Below are 14,716 nucleotides of genomic sequence, written 5' to 3'. Positions count from 1 at the left end.
TCACTCACCACACGTTTAGTGTTAGCGATGACTAAGCCCCCAATCATAACTTCAATAAAAGACCCTGACCCAAAAGCCCAATGGACGAACGCTATAATGTAGGATCGCTGATCGAGGAGCTATCCTACGGAAAACAATTTGCAGCTGAGGATTCACTAATTCAGCGACCTGTTCAAATTTTTAGATTCGAAACACCGAGCGGTGACGAAGAAGTCTGGAAGGAACAATTTGGTCATCTCTCCAGCGAACTCGCAACAATTACGCACCCAGGTTTACCTATTATCTACGATCATGGAGTCGATAGCGAAGGCCCCTACCTCATACGTCAGTTACAGGAGAGCATAGATATCAACCATCACTTGGTTCAAGATGGTGCTTTCAGCGAGTATGAAGGATGGGAGCTAGCTCACCAACTGTTAGAAATTTTCGATGCTGCTCGTACTTCTGGTAATTTCCATGGGGCTCTCGACCCAATGCATGTTCGCTTCATGCCCCGCCCAAGTGGAACAAAGCGCTTTACCATTACCGACTACGGTCTGGCCGAAATTCACAACACAATTAATGGCTCTTCTGATTTCCTAGGTGCTCTTTATCTCATCTCCCCAGAGCAAGCAAGAGGTGAGGAAATAAATGAGCAATCTCAAGTATTTGCCATTGGTCAGCTCATCTTCCACGCCCTTTCTGGTGGCCACCCCTGGATAGAGTTATCGCTTGAGGACGTCAAAAAATTAGTCGTAGAAGATCCAATCGCTCCGATCATAGACTATAACCCAAGTATCCCAGAAGGCTTCTCCCATTGGCTCCAGAAAATGACAGCCGTTGATCCAACAGAACGTTTCAGCAGTTACCAAGAAGCCGCCGAAAACCTCCCTCAACCCATTCAGTCCGCGCCAGTTCCTATCTCAGCCTCTACAGCAACTGTGGCTCAGAATGTTACTGCGGCTCAAGTGACGACGGCTAGCCACGCCATCCACCCAGCCGAACAGCGTATCACCACAGCCGCTGAAGACTTTGCCGCAAAAAAAGCGGCTGAAGATGAAGTCAAAAAACAGGAAATTGCACAAAAAATTTCCATCATGAAAAATCCAATGGTGCTGGGAGGGGTTGGAGCCATTCTCCTCCTCTTAATTATTGTGATAGTTATGTCAGGAGGCGAGGAAGACAGCTCTGATATTACAGCTACTCAAGTTATTGAAGAAAGCAATACTGCTATTCCACAACTCGGTCTCGTCTCCTTTATGGACTTCAATAACGGTTCGGTCCAAGATCCTCAAAATAGTACATTCTTACTCGAGCCTCTAAAAAATAGACCCTTGTTTTCTAACAATGGGCTAAGTGGTAAAGCTCTGGTCATTGATAAATCACACTACTTCAGACTACCCATCACAGGCACACCTCTCGCGGATAGATCAAAAGACTTCACCCTCTCATTCTGGATGAAATCAGGAAGTAATCATTCTAGTAAACTAGCTATGGTCAGTAAAGAACCATGGAAGCAGGGCAATAGTGAACCATTTGAGAGTGATGAAAAACTTTGGCAATGGACTCCAGATAAAAACTCCTCACTCCAAACAAGTAGTTGGAGCATGGTTACAATAGTGTTTTCTGGTTACGACAAATCCATCAGCCTCTTTCTCAATGGAAAAAATTTAGGTCGCTCATCTAACGACGCTAAAACAGTAAATAGCCACATCTATGTAGGCTGTGACAGCAATGAGAACTTCTTGCATCAAAATCCTATGGTTATCGATGACCTTGTTATTTGGGATAGAGCCCTCAACCAGAGCGACATCAAGTCAATGTATGACGCAAGCCTCTCATATAACTAAATTCGCTTAATTTTTTTCCAAATGGGCTCTTCAACATGAGAGCCTTTCCCTATCTAACACGACCTACACATCTAATGAAAAAAGCTTTCTATTCGCTGCTCGGTGCCGCCCTTACTCATACCGCCGTCCAAGCTGGTTCGGTCACGGACGTTTTACCAACCGAGACAACATCTGAGCCTGAAGGTCTCTACATTGGAGCACCTCACTTAGAGTTTTTTACTCGCTCACAAAGCAATACTACTGAACTTCCTGGGTATTTCGTTGGTTTCGCCGGCTACCAACATCAGTTTGAATCAGATTTTGATGACATTGATGGAGATGTTAGTGTAGATGATTTTTCACTCTTTGGCCCCATCCTACCACTTAACTACGGAGACTGGCATCTCCTTAGCTTCTTCTACTATACGAACACTCAATTCAAAAGTAGCGGAATGCCACTCCTCCCCGATAGCGACCTCCACTCTTTAAGCGTTCCTATTGCAATCTTCAAAGAGCATGGTGACAGCTGGATTTACGGAGCCTTCGCTATGCCAAGCTGGAATGGCGACTTTGATGCAAGTGATAATGATGCTATCGCCGCTGGTGCTGGTGTCGGATATGTTTTTAGTCCCGATTTCCGGTTTCTTGTGGGAGCATACTATTCTCACACCTATGGCAATGATTTTTTCACCCCAGCGATCCAACTTATCTACCGACCAACCGTCGATTTTGAAGCCTATATTCTAGGACCTATCGCAGGTGTGTCCTATAGCTTAAACGATAATTTCTTCATCGGTACTAGCCTTCGCTATAGCTCACCCACTTGGAAAATAGAAGCTGACGATGCAGGTCCCGAGCGCACTGTGAACTCTAGTCGTATCAACCTAGCTCTGAGTGCTGAGCACCGCATTTACAAAAACATTTGGGCTGCTGTCGATTTTGGTTATTCCTTCGCTCGCGAAATTAAAATCGAAGACAACGACAACAACACTCTGACTGATACAGATGTAAAGCCAGGCCCATTTGTGAGTCTTGCTGTTAACTACCGTTTCTAAAGCTAGATAAACTCCTAGACATACACTAACAGAACGATCTAGAGTCATTCTGTTAGTGTTGTTTTTTATTCGTTACAGAGTACCGAGGAGAATCGATGCTGGATTTGCGCTCATTTCCAGTCTGGTTCTGCTTGTACTCCTCTGTGTTCTAGCACTCGCCTGCGTTCAGCTCAGCGTAATAGAAAAACAACAAAGCCGTGCTACGCTAGCTGACTCTTGTGCTAAAGCGAATGCTCGGCTAGCAATCCAGATTGCGATCACACAGCTCCAGCAATACACAGGTCGAGACCAGACCGTTAGCTCGAGAGCTGATTTATTAGATTCACGTAAAATCCCTCAAAAGGATACAGACCCAGCTCTAAAAAATCCCAACTACACTGTCGCATACCAAACCGAGGCAGTCACAGCAGAGGGAACGAACGAAGGGATTCGACTTAAAAAAGTCAAAACACTCCCCGCTCACCTGGTATCGGGAAATGAGTTCTATAATTTACTCAGCTGGAATAGCTCAAACTATCCAGAAGGATACACCACCGCCGAGTCAGCCATTCCACACGGCAAGGCTGTAACTCTACATAAATCGGCCACAAATACTCCAGTAACAGTTCCAAGAGTCACTCTACCTAACCAAGGTAGCTACGCCTATTGGATCTCTGATGAAGGATGTAAGGCGCGAATCAACACTGAAGACACTGAACGCAAGTTTAACCAAAACATCGCTCTATCTGAAACTCATAGTTCTCAAGATTATAATAGCCTCCGAGCCCCTTCCCAACTCAGGCCTCTAGAACTGCCTCAGATTGCAACTCCCGAACGGAATATCAGCCTTGGTACAATATCGATCCTCAGCGAAAAACATAAAGATCTACTCTACAATCACCCCCATTGCTACACAGCCCATTCACGATCTGTACTCATTGATCTCCAGAATGGAGGTCTAAAGAAAAACCTAACAGCTGCTGTAAATGCCAGTGATGCAGAGTTTCAAGCACTCACTACACACTCAGGAAATGAAGCTTCTCAGCCGTCTCCAGTATTCCTTTATAAAGCATGGCCCTTCCCTCCTGAGAACGAACCGCTTAGCTTCAGTCACTACGCTGCTATACCATGGGAACTCCTGCGCTCCTATATTAGGCGACCTGAATGGGAGTCTAACATAACAGGAGAATCCCCCAAGCTGCTCGCGCATTTAGGCTCCCTCGCGCACAAATTACCTTATTATTGGCAAAGCTCTAAAGTCAATTACAGGCAGCATATGGATGCGCGCCTTGTCCGCCGCCAGCCCATCCTAACACGTTTTCAAATCGGCTTTGATTTCAGCATACAATACAATGGAATCGAAGCCGGAGAAGAAGACTCACACTGGCATTCCTATATCGTTCGCCAACACTTCATGCCTGTAGCTATCTTCTGGAATCCATATAATGTCGACCTCACACTCACTGAGCCGATAGAATTCCAGCTCTACCTAGATAGAAATTGGAGCTCAGGAAAACACAATACGGAACTATCAGTCACTCCAGAAAACCATGACCCATGGAAAACCTTCTCGTTGGTGAACGACTCAAAAAATGAAGCTCCTAACTGGTCTGCACCCACAACAGGGAATGGTTCATTCATCTATCCATTCCACCCCAACGGAAATACAGCTTCTACATCCGAGCTATGTAGACTCAGCTTCCATATCCCTCCATGCACTATCCCATCAGGAAAAACAGCCACTTTCTCAGCTCCTAATGGCAACCAGCTATTAAAATACTCTAGAGGCTCACCTAACATGTTGGGTCATGGATATTCCGCGGGTAGTTCATTTTATTCGAAAAATGCAAAGCTATATATACAGGCCTCCTCGGAAACTAGCCCACAGCCCAATACGCCTACTCTAAAAATTACCCGCTATCCTACTGAAGGTGGTGCCGAACGTACACGTCTACAGGTTACTAATCACTCTAGCTTTCAACGAATCAACTGGGACTTTTTTAACATTATTGGCCCCAGTAATATCGAGTTCATCCCCCAAGATATAGCAGATGACGAACCACTCGTTTTAGGCTCGGTAAACGGATCTCAAACTCCCCAATTCACAGCTACTTTGATTCGTAAATTCCCCGAGATCTCACACCATATTGGAAATGGTGCTTCTTGGGTCACGGCCACTAACAAAATTGATACGAATGCGTTCAATGCACCTTGGAATATTCATTTCGGTAATAATCCCTCTCGGTACGGAGCATATGGTGCACATCCAAGTGGCTATGATATATTTACAGCTCCACCTCAATTTTTATCAGGCATCAGCATTGGTGCCTCCCCCCTCATTCATCCCGAATTAACTGCATCAGGAGAGGCCTTTGTCGGACATAGCGATAGATTCTCCACAGGATCTAACACTGCCATACAAATGGCAATTCCTCGGCATGAAACACGCGCGATTTCACTCGCCCATCTGAGCCAACTCAATACTTCGAAATGGGTCAGTAACTACAATGCTGACCAGAGTAATGCCTCAGCTACCGATGCCTTCAATGCTACCACAGCTATCGGCAATTCGTTCCTCCCCCCTAACATCCCTCCAAATCACACCAAAAACATCGTTCAGGATAAACATGCGTACTCAAGCTCGTCTACAAGCAGCCACTACGATCAGAGCTTTAATTACAATCACACCCTCTGGGACCGATACTTTCTAACAGGTCATCGATCACAAGACACTCTCGATACTACCAAGCGACTGAACTTTTGTCCTAACAAAAATATTGAAGCCCTTGAGCCACTAGACACCACGCACTGGAACGATCCACATTTAGCCGCCTCACAGCTACTCTTGCGCGGAGGCTTCAATGTCAACTCAACTTCAGTGAAAGCGTGGGAAGCTATCCTTTCAGTCACAAGAGGACTGCAGGCATCCAATGGAGTAGAAATAGCTTCTAACCTAACTCCCTTTCCCAGGTTACAGTACATCGAAGCCTCAGCAATCTCCAGTCCTCCAGAAAACGCATCAGAAAAATCACTCTACAACGGTAGCACCTTACGTGCACTTACTGACCTAGAAATCCGCGAACTGGCAGAAGCCATCGTGCTCGAAAATAAAATTCGAGGCCCTGCACCCACGCTTTCTCAATGGATTAATCGTAGCCTCAGCCCTGAGCACCATTATCGGAAATTTGCGAAAAACCTCCCACTTACCACCCAACAAGTTTGTTACGAAGGAACACTCCAAGCGGCAATCAATAGCACATCGATCAACGGCATTTTTAATACAGTAAATTGCACTTACCCCGAAGAAATCATCGCAGACCCTTCTTCTCTCGAAGATTTTCAGCACGGCAAACTGAACACTCTAGCTCTCAAGTACCACAGCGGCTATGGCGCCCCAGCTACCCTAACACAAGCAGACATTCTGCAGAGCATTGGTCATCTACTATCAGCCCGCTCGGACACATTTACCATTAGAGCCTACGGCGAGTATAGAAACGCTAAGGGTAAGATTCTTTCTACCGCATACTGTGAGGCTATAGTGCAGCGATTTCCTGAATATTATGACAATAGAAACTCATCAGATATTCCGCCTAACAAATGGCAGCTAGGGACAGAAAAACCACTTAAAGGAAATTGGACAAAAAATCAGGAGCTCAATGAACTAAACTACAAACTAGGAAGACGTTATAAAATAATCCGCTTTCGCTGGCTGCACCCTAACGAAATATAATTTGAGAAGACCGCCCAAATAACGTAGATATAGACTACCATGTCATACATTGATTCTCTTTTTAATCTCTCTAACAATGTGGCTGTCGTTCTCGGCGGAACAGGTCAACTCTGTAGCCAAATCGCATTTGGTCTCGCAAAAGCTGGCTGTGAAGTAGTCATCTCAGGGCGTGATGCCGACATAGGAGAAGAACGCGTGCTCGCTATCGAAGCCGCTGGTGGCAAAGCTTACTTCGTTGAAGCCGAAGTCACCGAACGTGGTTCGATCGAAGCCCTCGTTGATATAGTCAGTGAGCGGTCAGGCCGTATCGACACTCTAATTAACGGAGCGGGGATCAATTACCGGAATGCAGTAGAAAATATCACCGAGGCTGAACTTAAAGGTATTTTCGAAGTCAACTTCAACGGCGCATTCCGCGCATGCCAAATTTTCGGAGACTATTTTAAGCAACATGACCGCCCCACTAGCATTATAAATATTGGCTCTATTTCAGGACTCACCCCTCTTTCTGATCGCTTTATTCAGTCAGCAAGCAAAGCAGCACTTCATAATCTAACAAAAAACTTGGCTCGTGAATGGGCAGAATTTGACATCCGGGTTAACACCCTCATCCCAGGCTTCTTCCCTGCTGCACAAAGTGCCATAATGCTCGATGAGGCGCGCGTGTTAGAAATCCTTCGTGTGTCCCCTACATCACGATTTGGTAGACCTGAAGAGTTAATAGGAGCGACTCTTCTCCTTGCCTCTCATTCTGCGGGCAGCTTCATCACAGGCTCAGAAATTGTGGTAGATGGAGGCTTCTCCGCCACATCAATTTGATTAACGTAATCTAATTAAATAAGCTACTTCCATTGATTTACATTGACTTACGTTTTCCTTTGAGAGAGAAATATCCATATTCCTCAAAGGGAGGAATTTTCTCACATATATTAAAGGAGGCTAGATGCAGAATAATAATAACGACCTGTTGCACACTGAGAAGATCATTGCTGATCGCAAGACTTTCTACCTAGATCTAAAAAACAATGCTCGCGGCATGGTAGTAAAAATTACTGAAGACGTGAGCGGTAACCGCGACACGATAATGGTGCCAGCGGACATCCTAGGTGACTTCATTGCTGCACTCTCTGACATCAAGGCTACTTCAGACGACAATCAATAGTCGATCTAGCCTAACATTTTCTAACGCACTCTTTTATCGAGTGCGTTTTTTGTTTTCTACACATTTCACATCAACTCCACTTCAATATGCTGGTAACTATCTAAAGTTGAATGATCTTGCTTTTTTAAAACAGTTGATTCATATTTAAAAATACCAAGACAAACGGTTATCTGCACATTGTAGGTATTTGGAGTGTTTTGTAAAAGTTCCCCCCGAACAAAATCCCCCCAAAAGGAAAAAATCCCCCCAATCAAGCTCACCTTAAACGGCGGGCTTTTTTCTTGCCCAGATCTGAGAAAAAATCTCACTCGTTAGAGACTTTGAAGTTGGTGTCCACGGGCTCACTAGTTACAACCTCCATGCTTACCCTTTCCTCTCATCACTTTTTCCTTTTCTCATATAAATGTCTGACTCATTCGTTCACCTCCACGTTCATACCGAATACTCCGTAAAAGATTCCATCGTCCGCATTAAAAATCTGGCTGGAGCAGTAAAAGAGAACGAGATGAATGCGGTCGCTATGACCGATCACGGTAACCTCTTTGGTACCGTTGAATTTTATCAGAAAATGACAGGCGAAGGCATTAAGCCGATCCTTGGCTGTGAAATCTACCTCGCTCCCACCTCACTCAGTGTTAAGAAAGACATTCCAGGGCGTAAACGCTCCACTCATCTCACTCTCCTAGCGAAGAATAAAGTGGGCTGGGATAACCTCACAAAACTCGTCTCAGTTGGTCATCTCGACGGTGACTATTTCGGCGAGCCACGTATCGACCGCGAAACGCTACGCCAATTCTCTGAAGGCATCATCTGCCTCTCTGGTGACGACGACGGCCCTATTCAAGAATGGCTTGAAAAGGGCGATACCGAAGCAGCGCGTGCGCAGGTCAAAGAACTCATCGACATATACGGTAAGGAAGACTTCTACATCGAGCTCATGGACCACGCGCTGGAAACCCAGCCCACCATGATCAAGTCCCTACGGGAGCTCGCTGATGAGCTGGACATCAAAGTAGTCGCGACTAATGACGTCCACTTCCTCAAAGCAGAAGAACATGAAGCGCATGATGTACTCATCTGTATTGGTGAATCCTGCCTGCTCCTAGATGAGAACCGTAAAAGCTACTCTGACCAGGTCTACTTCAAGTCCGCGGCACAAATGCGCGAACTCTTTAAGGACATTCCAGGCGCCTGCGACAACACTCTCGAGATCGCTGAAAAATGCAATGTCGAGCTAGTGTTAGACCCAACAAGCTCAGATAAGTACCCGCAGTTCGAGGCCCCAGACGGCTCCCCACGTGAAGAATATTTTAAGAGAGTCTGTGCCGAGGGTGTACAGATGCGCTATCCAGAAGATAAAATCCAAGAACTCTGTGGTATCTATGACACCGATGTGGATGGAGTCTGGAAAATCCTCAACGAGCGACTCGAATATGAAGTGGATATTATCAACTCACTCGGGTTTGCCTCCTACTTCTTAATCACCGCCGACTTCATTGTCTGGGCGCTAGACCACGCCATTCCTGTTGGCCCGGGCCGTGGTTCTGCGGCGGGCTCACTAGTCGCCTATGCGATGAAGATCACGGACATCTGCCCGATGCGCTTCGGTCTTCTTTTCGAACGCTTCCTCAACCCTGAGCGTGTCTCCCCGCCCGATGTCGATATCGACTTCTGTCAGACTCGTCGCCCAGAGGTCATCGATTATGTACGTAAAAAGTACGGAGAACGCTGTGTCTGCCACATCATCACTTATGGTACTCTCGGAGCCAAATCCGTACTCCGTGACGTCGCTCGCGTACTAGGTGTTTCCTACATGGATGCTGACCGTCTAGCCAAGCTCATTGAAGCCGTTCCTGGAGTAAAACTTCAGGGCGAATACGATGCTAAAGAAGAGCTCCGCGACCTCATCGACGCCTCCTCCACCTACAAGGAACTCTGGAAGTATGCTACCAAACTAGAGGGTCTCAAAAGAAATACCGGCGTCCACGCTGCTGGTGTCGTGATTGGCGATGGCGACCTTGATCGCCACGTCCCACTCGCACGTGCGAAGGAAGGAGAAGTTGTCTCCCAAGCAGACATGGGAGCGATCACCGAGATCGGTCTTCTTAAAATGGATTTCCTTGGCCTTAAGAACCTCACGGTCATCCAAGATGCGGTCGATCACATCACCCCGCACACTCCAGGTTTCAACATCACTCAGGTACCGCTCGATGACAAACCAGCGCTCGCCCTCCTTAACCGAGGCGAAACCATGGGCGTGTTCCAGCTGGAATCTGGCGGCATGGTCGAAACCTGTAAGAAATACGGTATCGACAAGATTGAAGACGTGATCGATTTGCTCGCGGTTTACCGCCCTGGTGCCATGCAGTACATCGACGAGATGATCGCTGTTAAAAAAGGCGAGAAGACCGTCGACTACGAGCATCCGCTCCTTGAAAGCATCTGTGGCGACACCTATGGAGTAATGATCTATCAGGAGCAGGTGCAGAACGCGGCGAAAGTCCTCGCCGGATACTCACTCGGTGGTGCGGATATTCTCCGACGCGCGATGGGTAAAAAGAAGCCATCTGAAATGGCTAAGCAGCGCGAAATTTTCGTCAAAGGTGCTGCAGAGACTAACCAGATCGACTCAAAGAACGCCAACAAGATCTTCGATAAAATCGCTGGCTTCGCGGGTTACGGTTTCAACAAATCTCACTCCGCCTGTTACGGTCACATCTCCTACTGGACCGCCTACCTTAAGGCGAACTTCCCCGTCGAATTTCTCTGTGGTCTGCTCTCTAATGAGATCAACAATACCGACAAAATTGCCGTTTTTATCGCTGAGTGCCATCGCATGAAAATAGAGGTCCTCCCACCAGACGTTAATAAATCTAAGCTCCGCTTCGCTCCAGAAAAACTGCCTTCTGGAAAAATGGCGATCCGCTATGGACTCGCTGCCATCAAAAACGTTGGTGAAGGTGCCGTAGGGGTCGCCATTGCTAACAGAGAAGAAAATGGCCCATTCGAAGACATGGACGACTTCTCGAATAGGCTCGATACAAAGGTCGTAAATAAGCGAATCCTAGAAAATCTCATCAAGTCCGGAGCTATGGACTGGACCGGCGAAACACGTGCTAGCATGGATGCTCGGCTCGAGACAGTCATCGCCACCGCATCCTCATCTCACAAGGACCGTGCTGCTGGCCAGGTGTCCCTCTTCGACTCCATGGACTTCGGCTCCGCCCCAGAACCGGACGATGCACCTCTAATCCTCTCTGAATGGCCAAAAGAACAACGTCTTGATACAGAAAAAGAACTGTTAGGTTTCTATATTTCAGGACACCCGCTCGATGCCTATCGAGGAATCATCGATGCAGATATGTACACTCGTATCGGCCTCATCGATGAGCTAGATCTCAGTGATCGTCGCAAGCGCCATCGCTTCGCCGGCATGATCAAGCACATCGAACACAAAGTCACCAAAGCTGGCAAGCCCTTCGGCGTCATCCACCTCGAAGACTTCACCGGCACCAAGGAAATTCTCTCATGGAGCGAGTCGTACACGCCCGCACGTGATGAAGGCCTGCTCGAAGCCGGCAATGTCATCCGACTCTTCGGTAATGTCCAAGAAGACGATCGCAACCCGGACAGCCGCCGCGTTTCTGGCTCTAAGATTGAGGGAATCACCAGCAAACGTGCTGCCGGCACTGACAAAAAAGCCCTCAACATCACGCTCTGGACAGCAAAACACGACGAGAAGGACTTGCATGAAATTAAAGGAATCCTCCAGTCCAACCCAGGCAAAACTCCTGTTCTGCTCCACATCCAGAACACCATGGGCGACCGTGCCACCCTCGCAGCTGGAGAATCCTTCAATGTCCGTAAATCTGACTCCCTAGAAATGGCTCTAACCAAGTGGATGGAGTGACTTAGTAAATGAGGAAAGCCCCCCCAACTTCAAACTTTCGGACTGAAAAAATAGAACGCTCGGATCAACTCAATGAAGTAATCCGAACTCATGGTCTTTGGGCTTTTTATGCTTGAGAAGGGCATTCACCCGTTGGTTGCCAGAATGCGAACACGCCGCCTTCTGGGTCCTGAATTATCGCGAAACTACCCATTGGCAAATCAGTACGCTCTTTAATGACAGTAGCCCCTAGCTCCTTCGCTTTTACTACAGAATTATCCACGTCCTCTACATTTACGTAATGCAACCACGCAGCAGTGTCGCACGCCCCTTCCGGAGGAACCACACACCCAGCTACCACACGCTCTCCTTGCTTGAACGTAGTATAGGTCTGACCATCGGGTAATTCCATATCCTCGGTAGTCCAGCCAAATAGCTTGCTGTAAAAGGCTACACTCGAAGCCTTATTGTTGGTTGTAATTTCATTCCAGGAAATGATGCCCGGTCCCGATTCACAATTGTTAGAATTCTCACTCATAGTATTATTTATTTGATTTGATGAATACCGACAGCTTCAGCTAATCGACAACACGAAGCTTCTAACACCTGCTACTGACAACCCTATGTCAGTAGCCTTTTTTATTTATACAAGTCTGCAATTTTTTCCGCCTCAGCACGCAGTATCTGCCCTAACTCTAGAGGCTGTTTAACCAGCACAGAAGTGCCCAGACCTATCATCGACTTGGCTAACCACTCCACAGAGTAGGTTCGAGCCTCAATCAAGTAGCGGCCATTCTCTAAAGCGTCTTTTGCTATTACCTCACACGGGAGCTCAGACATAACACGATCCAAAGCCCAGCGTTCACATTCAAATATGACTGAGCTTAATACTTCATCACAAACCTCTGCCTTATAAAAATCAGTCACCGAAAAATCATCGTGCGCAGTAAACACCTCCTCTAACACTTCCCATTCTTTTATCCTATCTAATCGAAAATCACGGATAGATGCTCGCAGTCTGCACCACGCAATCAAGTGCCACCTACGACCATAAAAAACCAAACCTAGCGCCTCCACTACACGCGTAGTAAGCTCTCCTCGCGCAGCGGTGTCATAGCAAATCGACACACATCGCCGCTTCACGACAGCGTCTTGAATAGGCATCAGCATACCCTCATCCTGCATCCCGTTCGACTTACTCCACACCTCGACACGCTGATCCATTTGGCTCAAGTAATCCTTATGTCCTTCGGGTAAAGCTGCTCTCACTTTAAGCAGGGCATCCTCTAACCTTTCTTTTAAAGAGCCATCACTAAACTGAACTGCAATCCCCCCGCTCATGAATAATGCAGCAGCCTCAGCCTCGGTGAACATAATGGGAGGCATATGGTATCCCTGCATCAGGCTGTAGCCCACCCCAGCCTCGGCAACTATAGGCACACCCACTTCACTCAAGGCCGCGATATCTCGATACACAGTGCGCACGCTCACCTCAAAGTGCTCTGCCATTTGATCAGCAGTTACCACCCTACGGCTCTGTAACATAAGAATCATAGCTGTGAGACGATCGATACGGTTCATGATAACTAAGCTATTAATCCCTATGAGAAAAATATGAATCAGAAAAGCTCCTTCAATCTGTCATCTCTCCGCTCACAGTGATTACAAATATAGTGATACTTTTATCATAGCCACCCACATAGAAGGTCGCTTAGATCTACAGCATGAATTCTCAATTGTGGGTGACTTTAGGAGCATCGTGTCTTTCGCTGGTATCTGGCTATTTCATAGGAAATTTCCAGGGTTCGAGCGAAGGGCCAGGCTCTGCGCTCACCAGTCAAAATAGCCATAGTTCTGGGCACTCAATCAGCGGTCGACAGAGTGACTCACTGAGCTCTAGCAAATACGCAACACGCCCTACTTCCGCTCAAGGGCGCGCGGAATTTGCCGTACACCATGCACGAGCGAAACTCGAAGAATCTGGTAATATGATGATGGATTTCGGCATCTTTGCCGATGTCTGGAATACTCTTGATGACCTCAGCGCTGAAGAGTTACAGCTCGCTCTCACCGCATTAGAAGATGAGCCAGCTATGAACCAAAGTGCGATGATGCTGCGTATGATGCTACTCAGCCAATGGGGAGAAGTCGGTGGTCAAGCTGCCGCGGAATATGCTCTAAGCCAACAAAAAGGTGGAATGATGCGTGGAATGGGGCTGATGGGGTGCATGAGTTCGTGGATAAAGGTAGACCCGATCGCCGCCGAAGCCTGGTACGAAAAGAACAAGGATTCCTTCAAAGGTGGAATGTTTAGTAATGGTAATATTAAAAGCATGTTCGTCAGAGGTCTTGCCAAGCGCGACATCAATGCAGCCTTTAAAAAAATCGACATGAGTAACACGAGTGAACGTAATGCAGCAGTTCAAACGATGGCCCACCTTGTAGCGGAGGACGACATGCGTTCTCAAGTCATAGAGAAAGTCCAATCCTTAGAAGATGCTCAACTCAAGCATAAGATGCTCAATAGGATGATGAGTACACTCTCTTATCAAGACCTCGACGCCGCCAATGAGCTATTAAATCAACTCAAAGATTCTGACCCTAAGGAATTTAAAGAGTATCAGAGTAGTCTCTTGAATGGGATGCGAATGATCGACCCTAAAGCCGCATTGGAATATGCTGAAACAGAAATATCCGATGAGAAATCACGCAACCAATCTCTAAAATCGAGCTTTGCTCAATATGCTGCGAACGATGAAGCTGCAGCCCAAGAATGGCTTGATTCACAAAGCTTCGAGAACAAAGACCAGTTTTACCAACGCGCTTCTAGTAATCAACGCTGGCAAAACCCCGATAAATCCATGGAATGGGCATTGAAAATATCTGACGATGATAAGCGTACAGACGAAGTCATCTCAGTCTATGAACGTTGGAAAGAAGAGCATTCAGCGGGCGCTGAAGCATGGCTCGGCCAGCTGGATGAGGAAAGCCAAGCTGCCATTCTCGAAGGAGTCGACAAAGACTAGGTATACTAGCCTCTCGCTTAAGACTGCAATTTCCCCACTACCGCTGACATGCCATCCGACTCCCTAG

The 14,716-nt window shown here is 47.0% G+C and carries 9 protein-coding genes; 7 read left to right on the top strand and 2 right to left on the bottom strand.

Annotation, left to right across the window (positions count from 1 at the left end; translation table 11 throughout):
• Positions 1-80: 80 nt before the first annotated feature.
• From ACSHX2_RS07890 to dnaE, 6 genes are all read left to right on the top strand, one after another.
• On the top strand, positions 81-1,829 hold the full coding sequence (locus tag ACSHX2_RS07890) for a LamG-like jellyroll fold domain-containing protein (RefSeq protein WP_435692253.1): 1,749 nt from the start codon (positions 81-83) through the stop codon (positions 1,827-1,829).
• A gap of 74 nt (positions 1,830-1,903) precedes the next feature.
• Positions 1,904-2,863 (top strand): DUF6268 family outer membrane beta-barrel protein, encoded by a 960-nt coding sequence (locus ACSHX2_RS07885; protein WP_435692251.1) that lies wholly within the window; start codon positions 1,904-1,906, stop codon positions 2,861-2,863.
• A 55-nt stretch (positions 2,864-2,918) separates the two neighbouring features.
• Positions 2,919-6,572: a hypothetical protein gene (locus ACSHX2_RS07880; protein WP_435692249.1), complete on the top strand. Its 3,654-nt coding sequence runs from the start codon at positions 2,919-2,921 to the stop codon at positions 6,570-6,572.
• Positions 6,573-6,611: 39 nt separating this feature from the next.
• A complete protein-coding gene (locus ACSHX2_RS07875; RefSeq protein ID WP_435692247.1) occupies positions 6,612-7,391 on the top strand; it encodes an SDR family NAD(P)-dependent oxidoreductase in 780 nt (259 codons plus the stop codon).
• Between the two features lie 124 nt (positions 7,392-7,515).
• Entirely contained in the window at positions 7,516-7,734 is a 219-nt protein-coding gene (locus ACSHX2_RS07870; protein ID WP_435692246.1) for an RNA-binding protein, read from the top strand.
• Between the two features lie 403 nt (positions 7,735-8,137).
• Positions 8,138-11,644, top strand: a complete 3,507-nt coding sequence (gene dnaE / locus ACSHX2_RS07865; protein ID WP_435692244.1) for a DNA polymerase III subunit alpha — start codon at positions 8,138-8,140, stop codon at positions 11,642-11,644.
• 106 nt (positions 11,645-11,750) lie between these two features.
• Here dnaE and ACSHX2_RS07860 read toward each other — a convergent pair whose 3' ends face one another.
• Positions 11,751-12,161: a VOC family protein gene (locus tag ACSHX2_RS07860; protein ID WP_435692243.1), complete on the bottom strand. Its 411-nt coding sequence runs from the start codon at positions 12,159-12,161 to the stop codon at positions 11,751-11,753.
• 101 nt (positions 12,162-12,262) lie between these two features.
• The gene (locus tag ACSHX2_RS07855) at positions 12,263-13,204 is read right to left on the bottom strand and encodes a helix-turn-helix transcriptional regulator (RefSeq protein WP_435692241.1); all 942 of its coding nucleotides are present in this window, start codon (positions 13,202-13,204) and stop codon (positions 12,263-12,265) included.
• 143 nt (positions 13,205-13,347) lie between these two features.
• On the opposite strand from ACSHX2_RS07855, the gene ACSHX2_RS07850 reads away from it, so the two are divergent.
• On the top strand, positions 13,348-14,649 hold the full coding sequence (locus tag ACSHX2_RS07850) for a hypothetical protein (protein ID WP_435692239.1): 1,302 nt from the start codon (positions 13,348-13,350) through the stop codon (positions 14,647-14,649).
• Positions 14,650-14,716: the final 67 nt, after the last annotated feature.

This window comes from Rubritalea sp., assembly GCF_051252225.1.
Classification (GTDB): domain Bacteria; phylum Verrucomicrobiota; class Verrucomicrobiia; order Verrucomicrobiales; family Akkermansiaceae; genus Rubritalea.
The sequence above is the reverse complement of the archived record's forward strand: the minus strand, read 5'-3'. Positions and strand labels throughout refer to the sequence as shown.

What these genes read in the sequence shown, in the direction of transcription:
- ACSHX2_RS07890 (WP_435692253.1), top strand. Translation starts at nt 81, where the DNA reads ATGGACGAACGCTATAATGTAGGATCGCTGATCGAGGAGCTATCCTAC.
- ACSHX2_RS07885 (WP_435692251.1), top strand. Translation starts at nt 1,904, where the DNA reads ATGAAAAAAGCTTTCTATTCGCTGCTCGGTGCCGCCCTTACTCATACC.
- ACSHX2_RS07875 (WP_435692247.1), top strand. Translation starts at nt 6,612, where the DNA reads ATGTCATACATTGATTCTCTTTTTAATCTCTCTAACAATGTGGCTGTC.
- ACSHX2_RS07870 (WP_435692246.1), top strand. Translation starts at nt 7,516, where the DNA reads ATGCAGAATAATAATAACGACCTGTTGCACACTGAGAAGATCATTGCT.
- dnaE (WP_435692244.1), top strand. Translation starts at nt 8,138, where the DNA reads ATGTCTGACTCATTCGTTCACCTCCACGTTCATACCGAATACTCCGTA.
- ACSHX2_RS07860 (WP_435692243.1), bottom strand. Translation starts at nt 12,161, where the DNA reads ATGAGTGAGAATTCTAACAATTGTGAATCGGGACCGGGCATCATTTCC.
- ACSHX2_RS07855 (WP_435692241.1), bottom strand. Translation starts at nt 13,204, where the DNA reads ATGAACCGTATCGATCGTCTCACAGCTATGATTCTTATGTTACAGAGC.
- ACSHX2_RS07850 (WP_435692239.1), top strand. Translation starts at nt 13,348, where the DNA reads ATGAATTCTCAATTGTGGGTGACTTTAGGAGCATCGTGTCTTTCGCTG.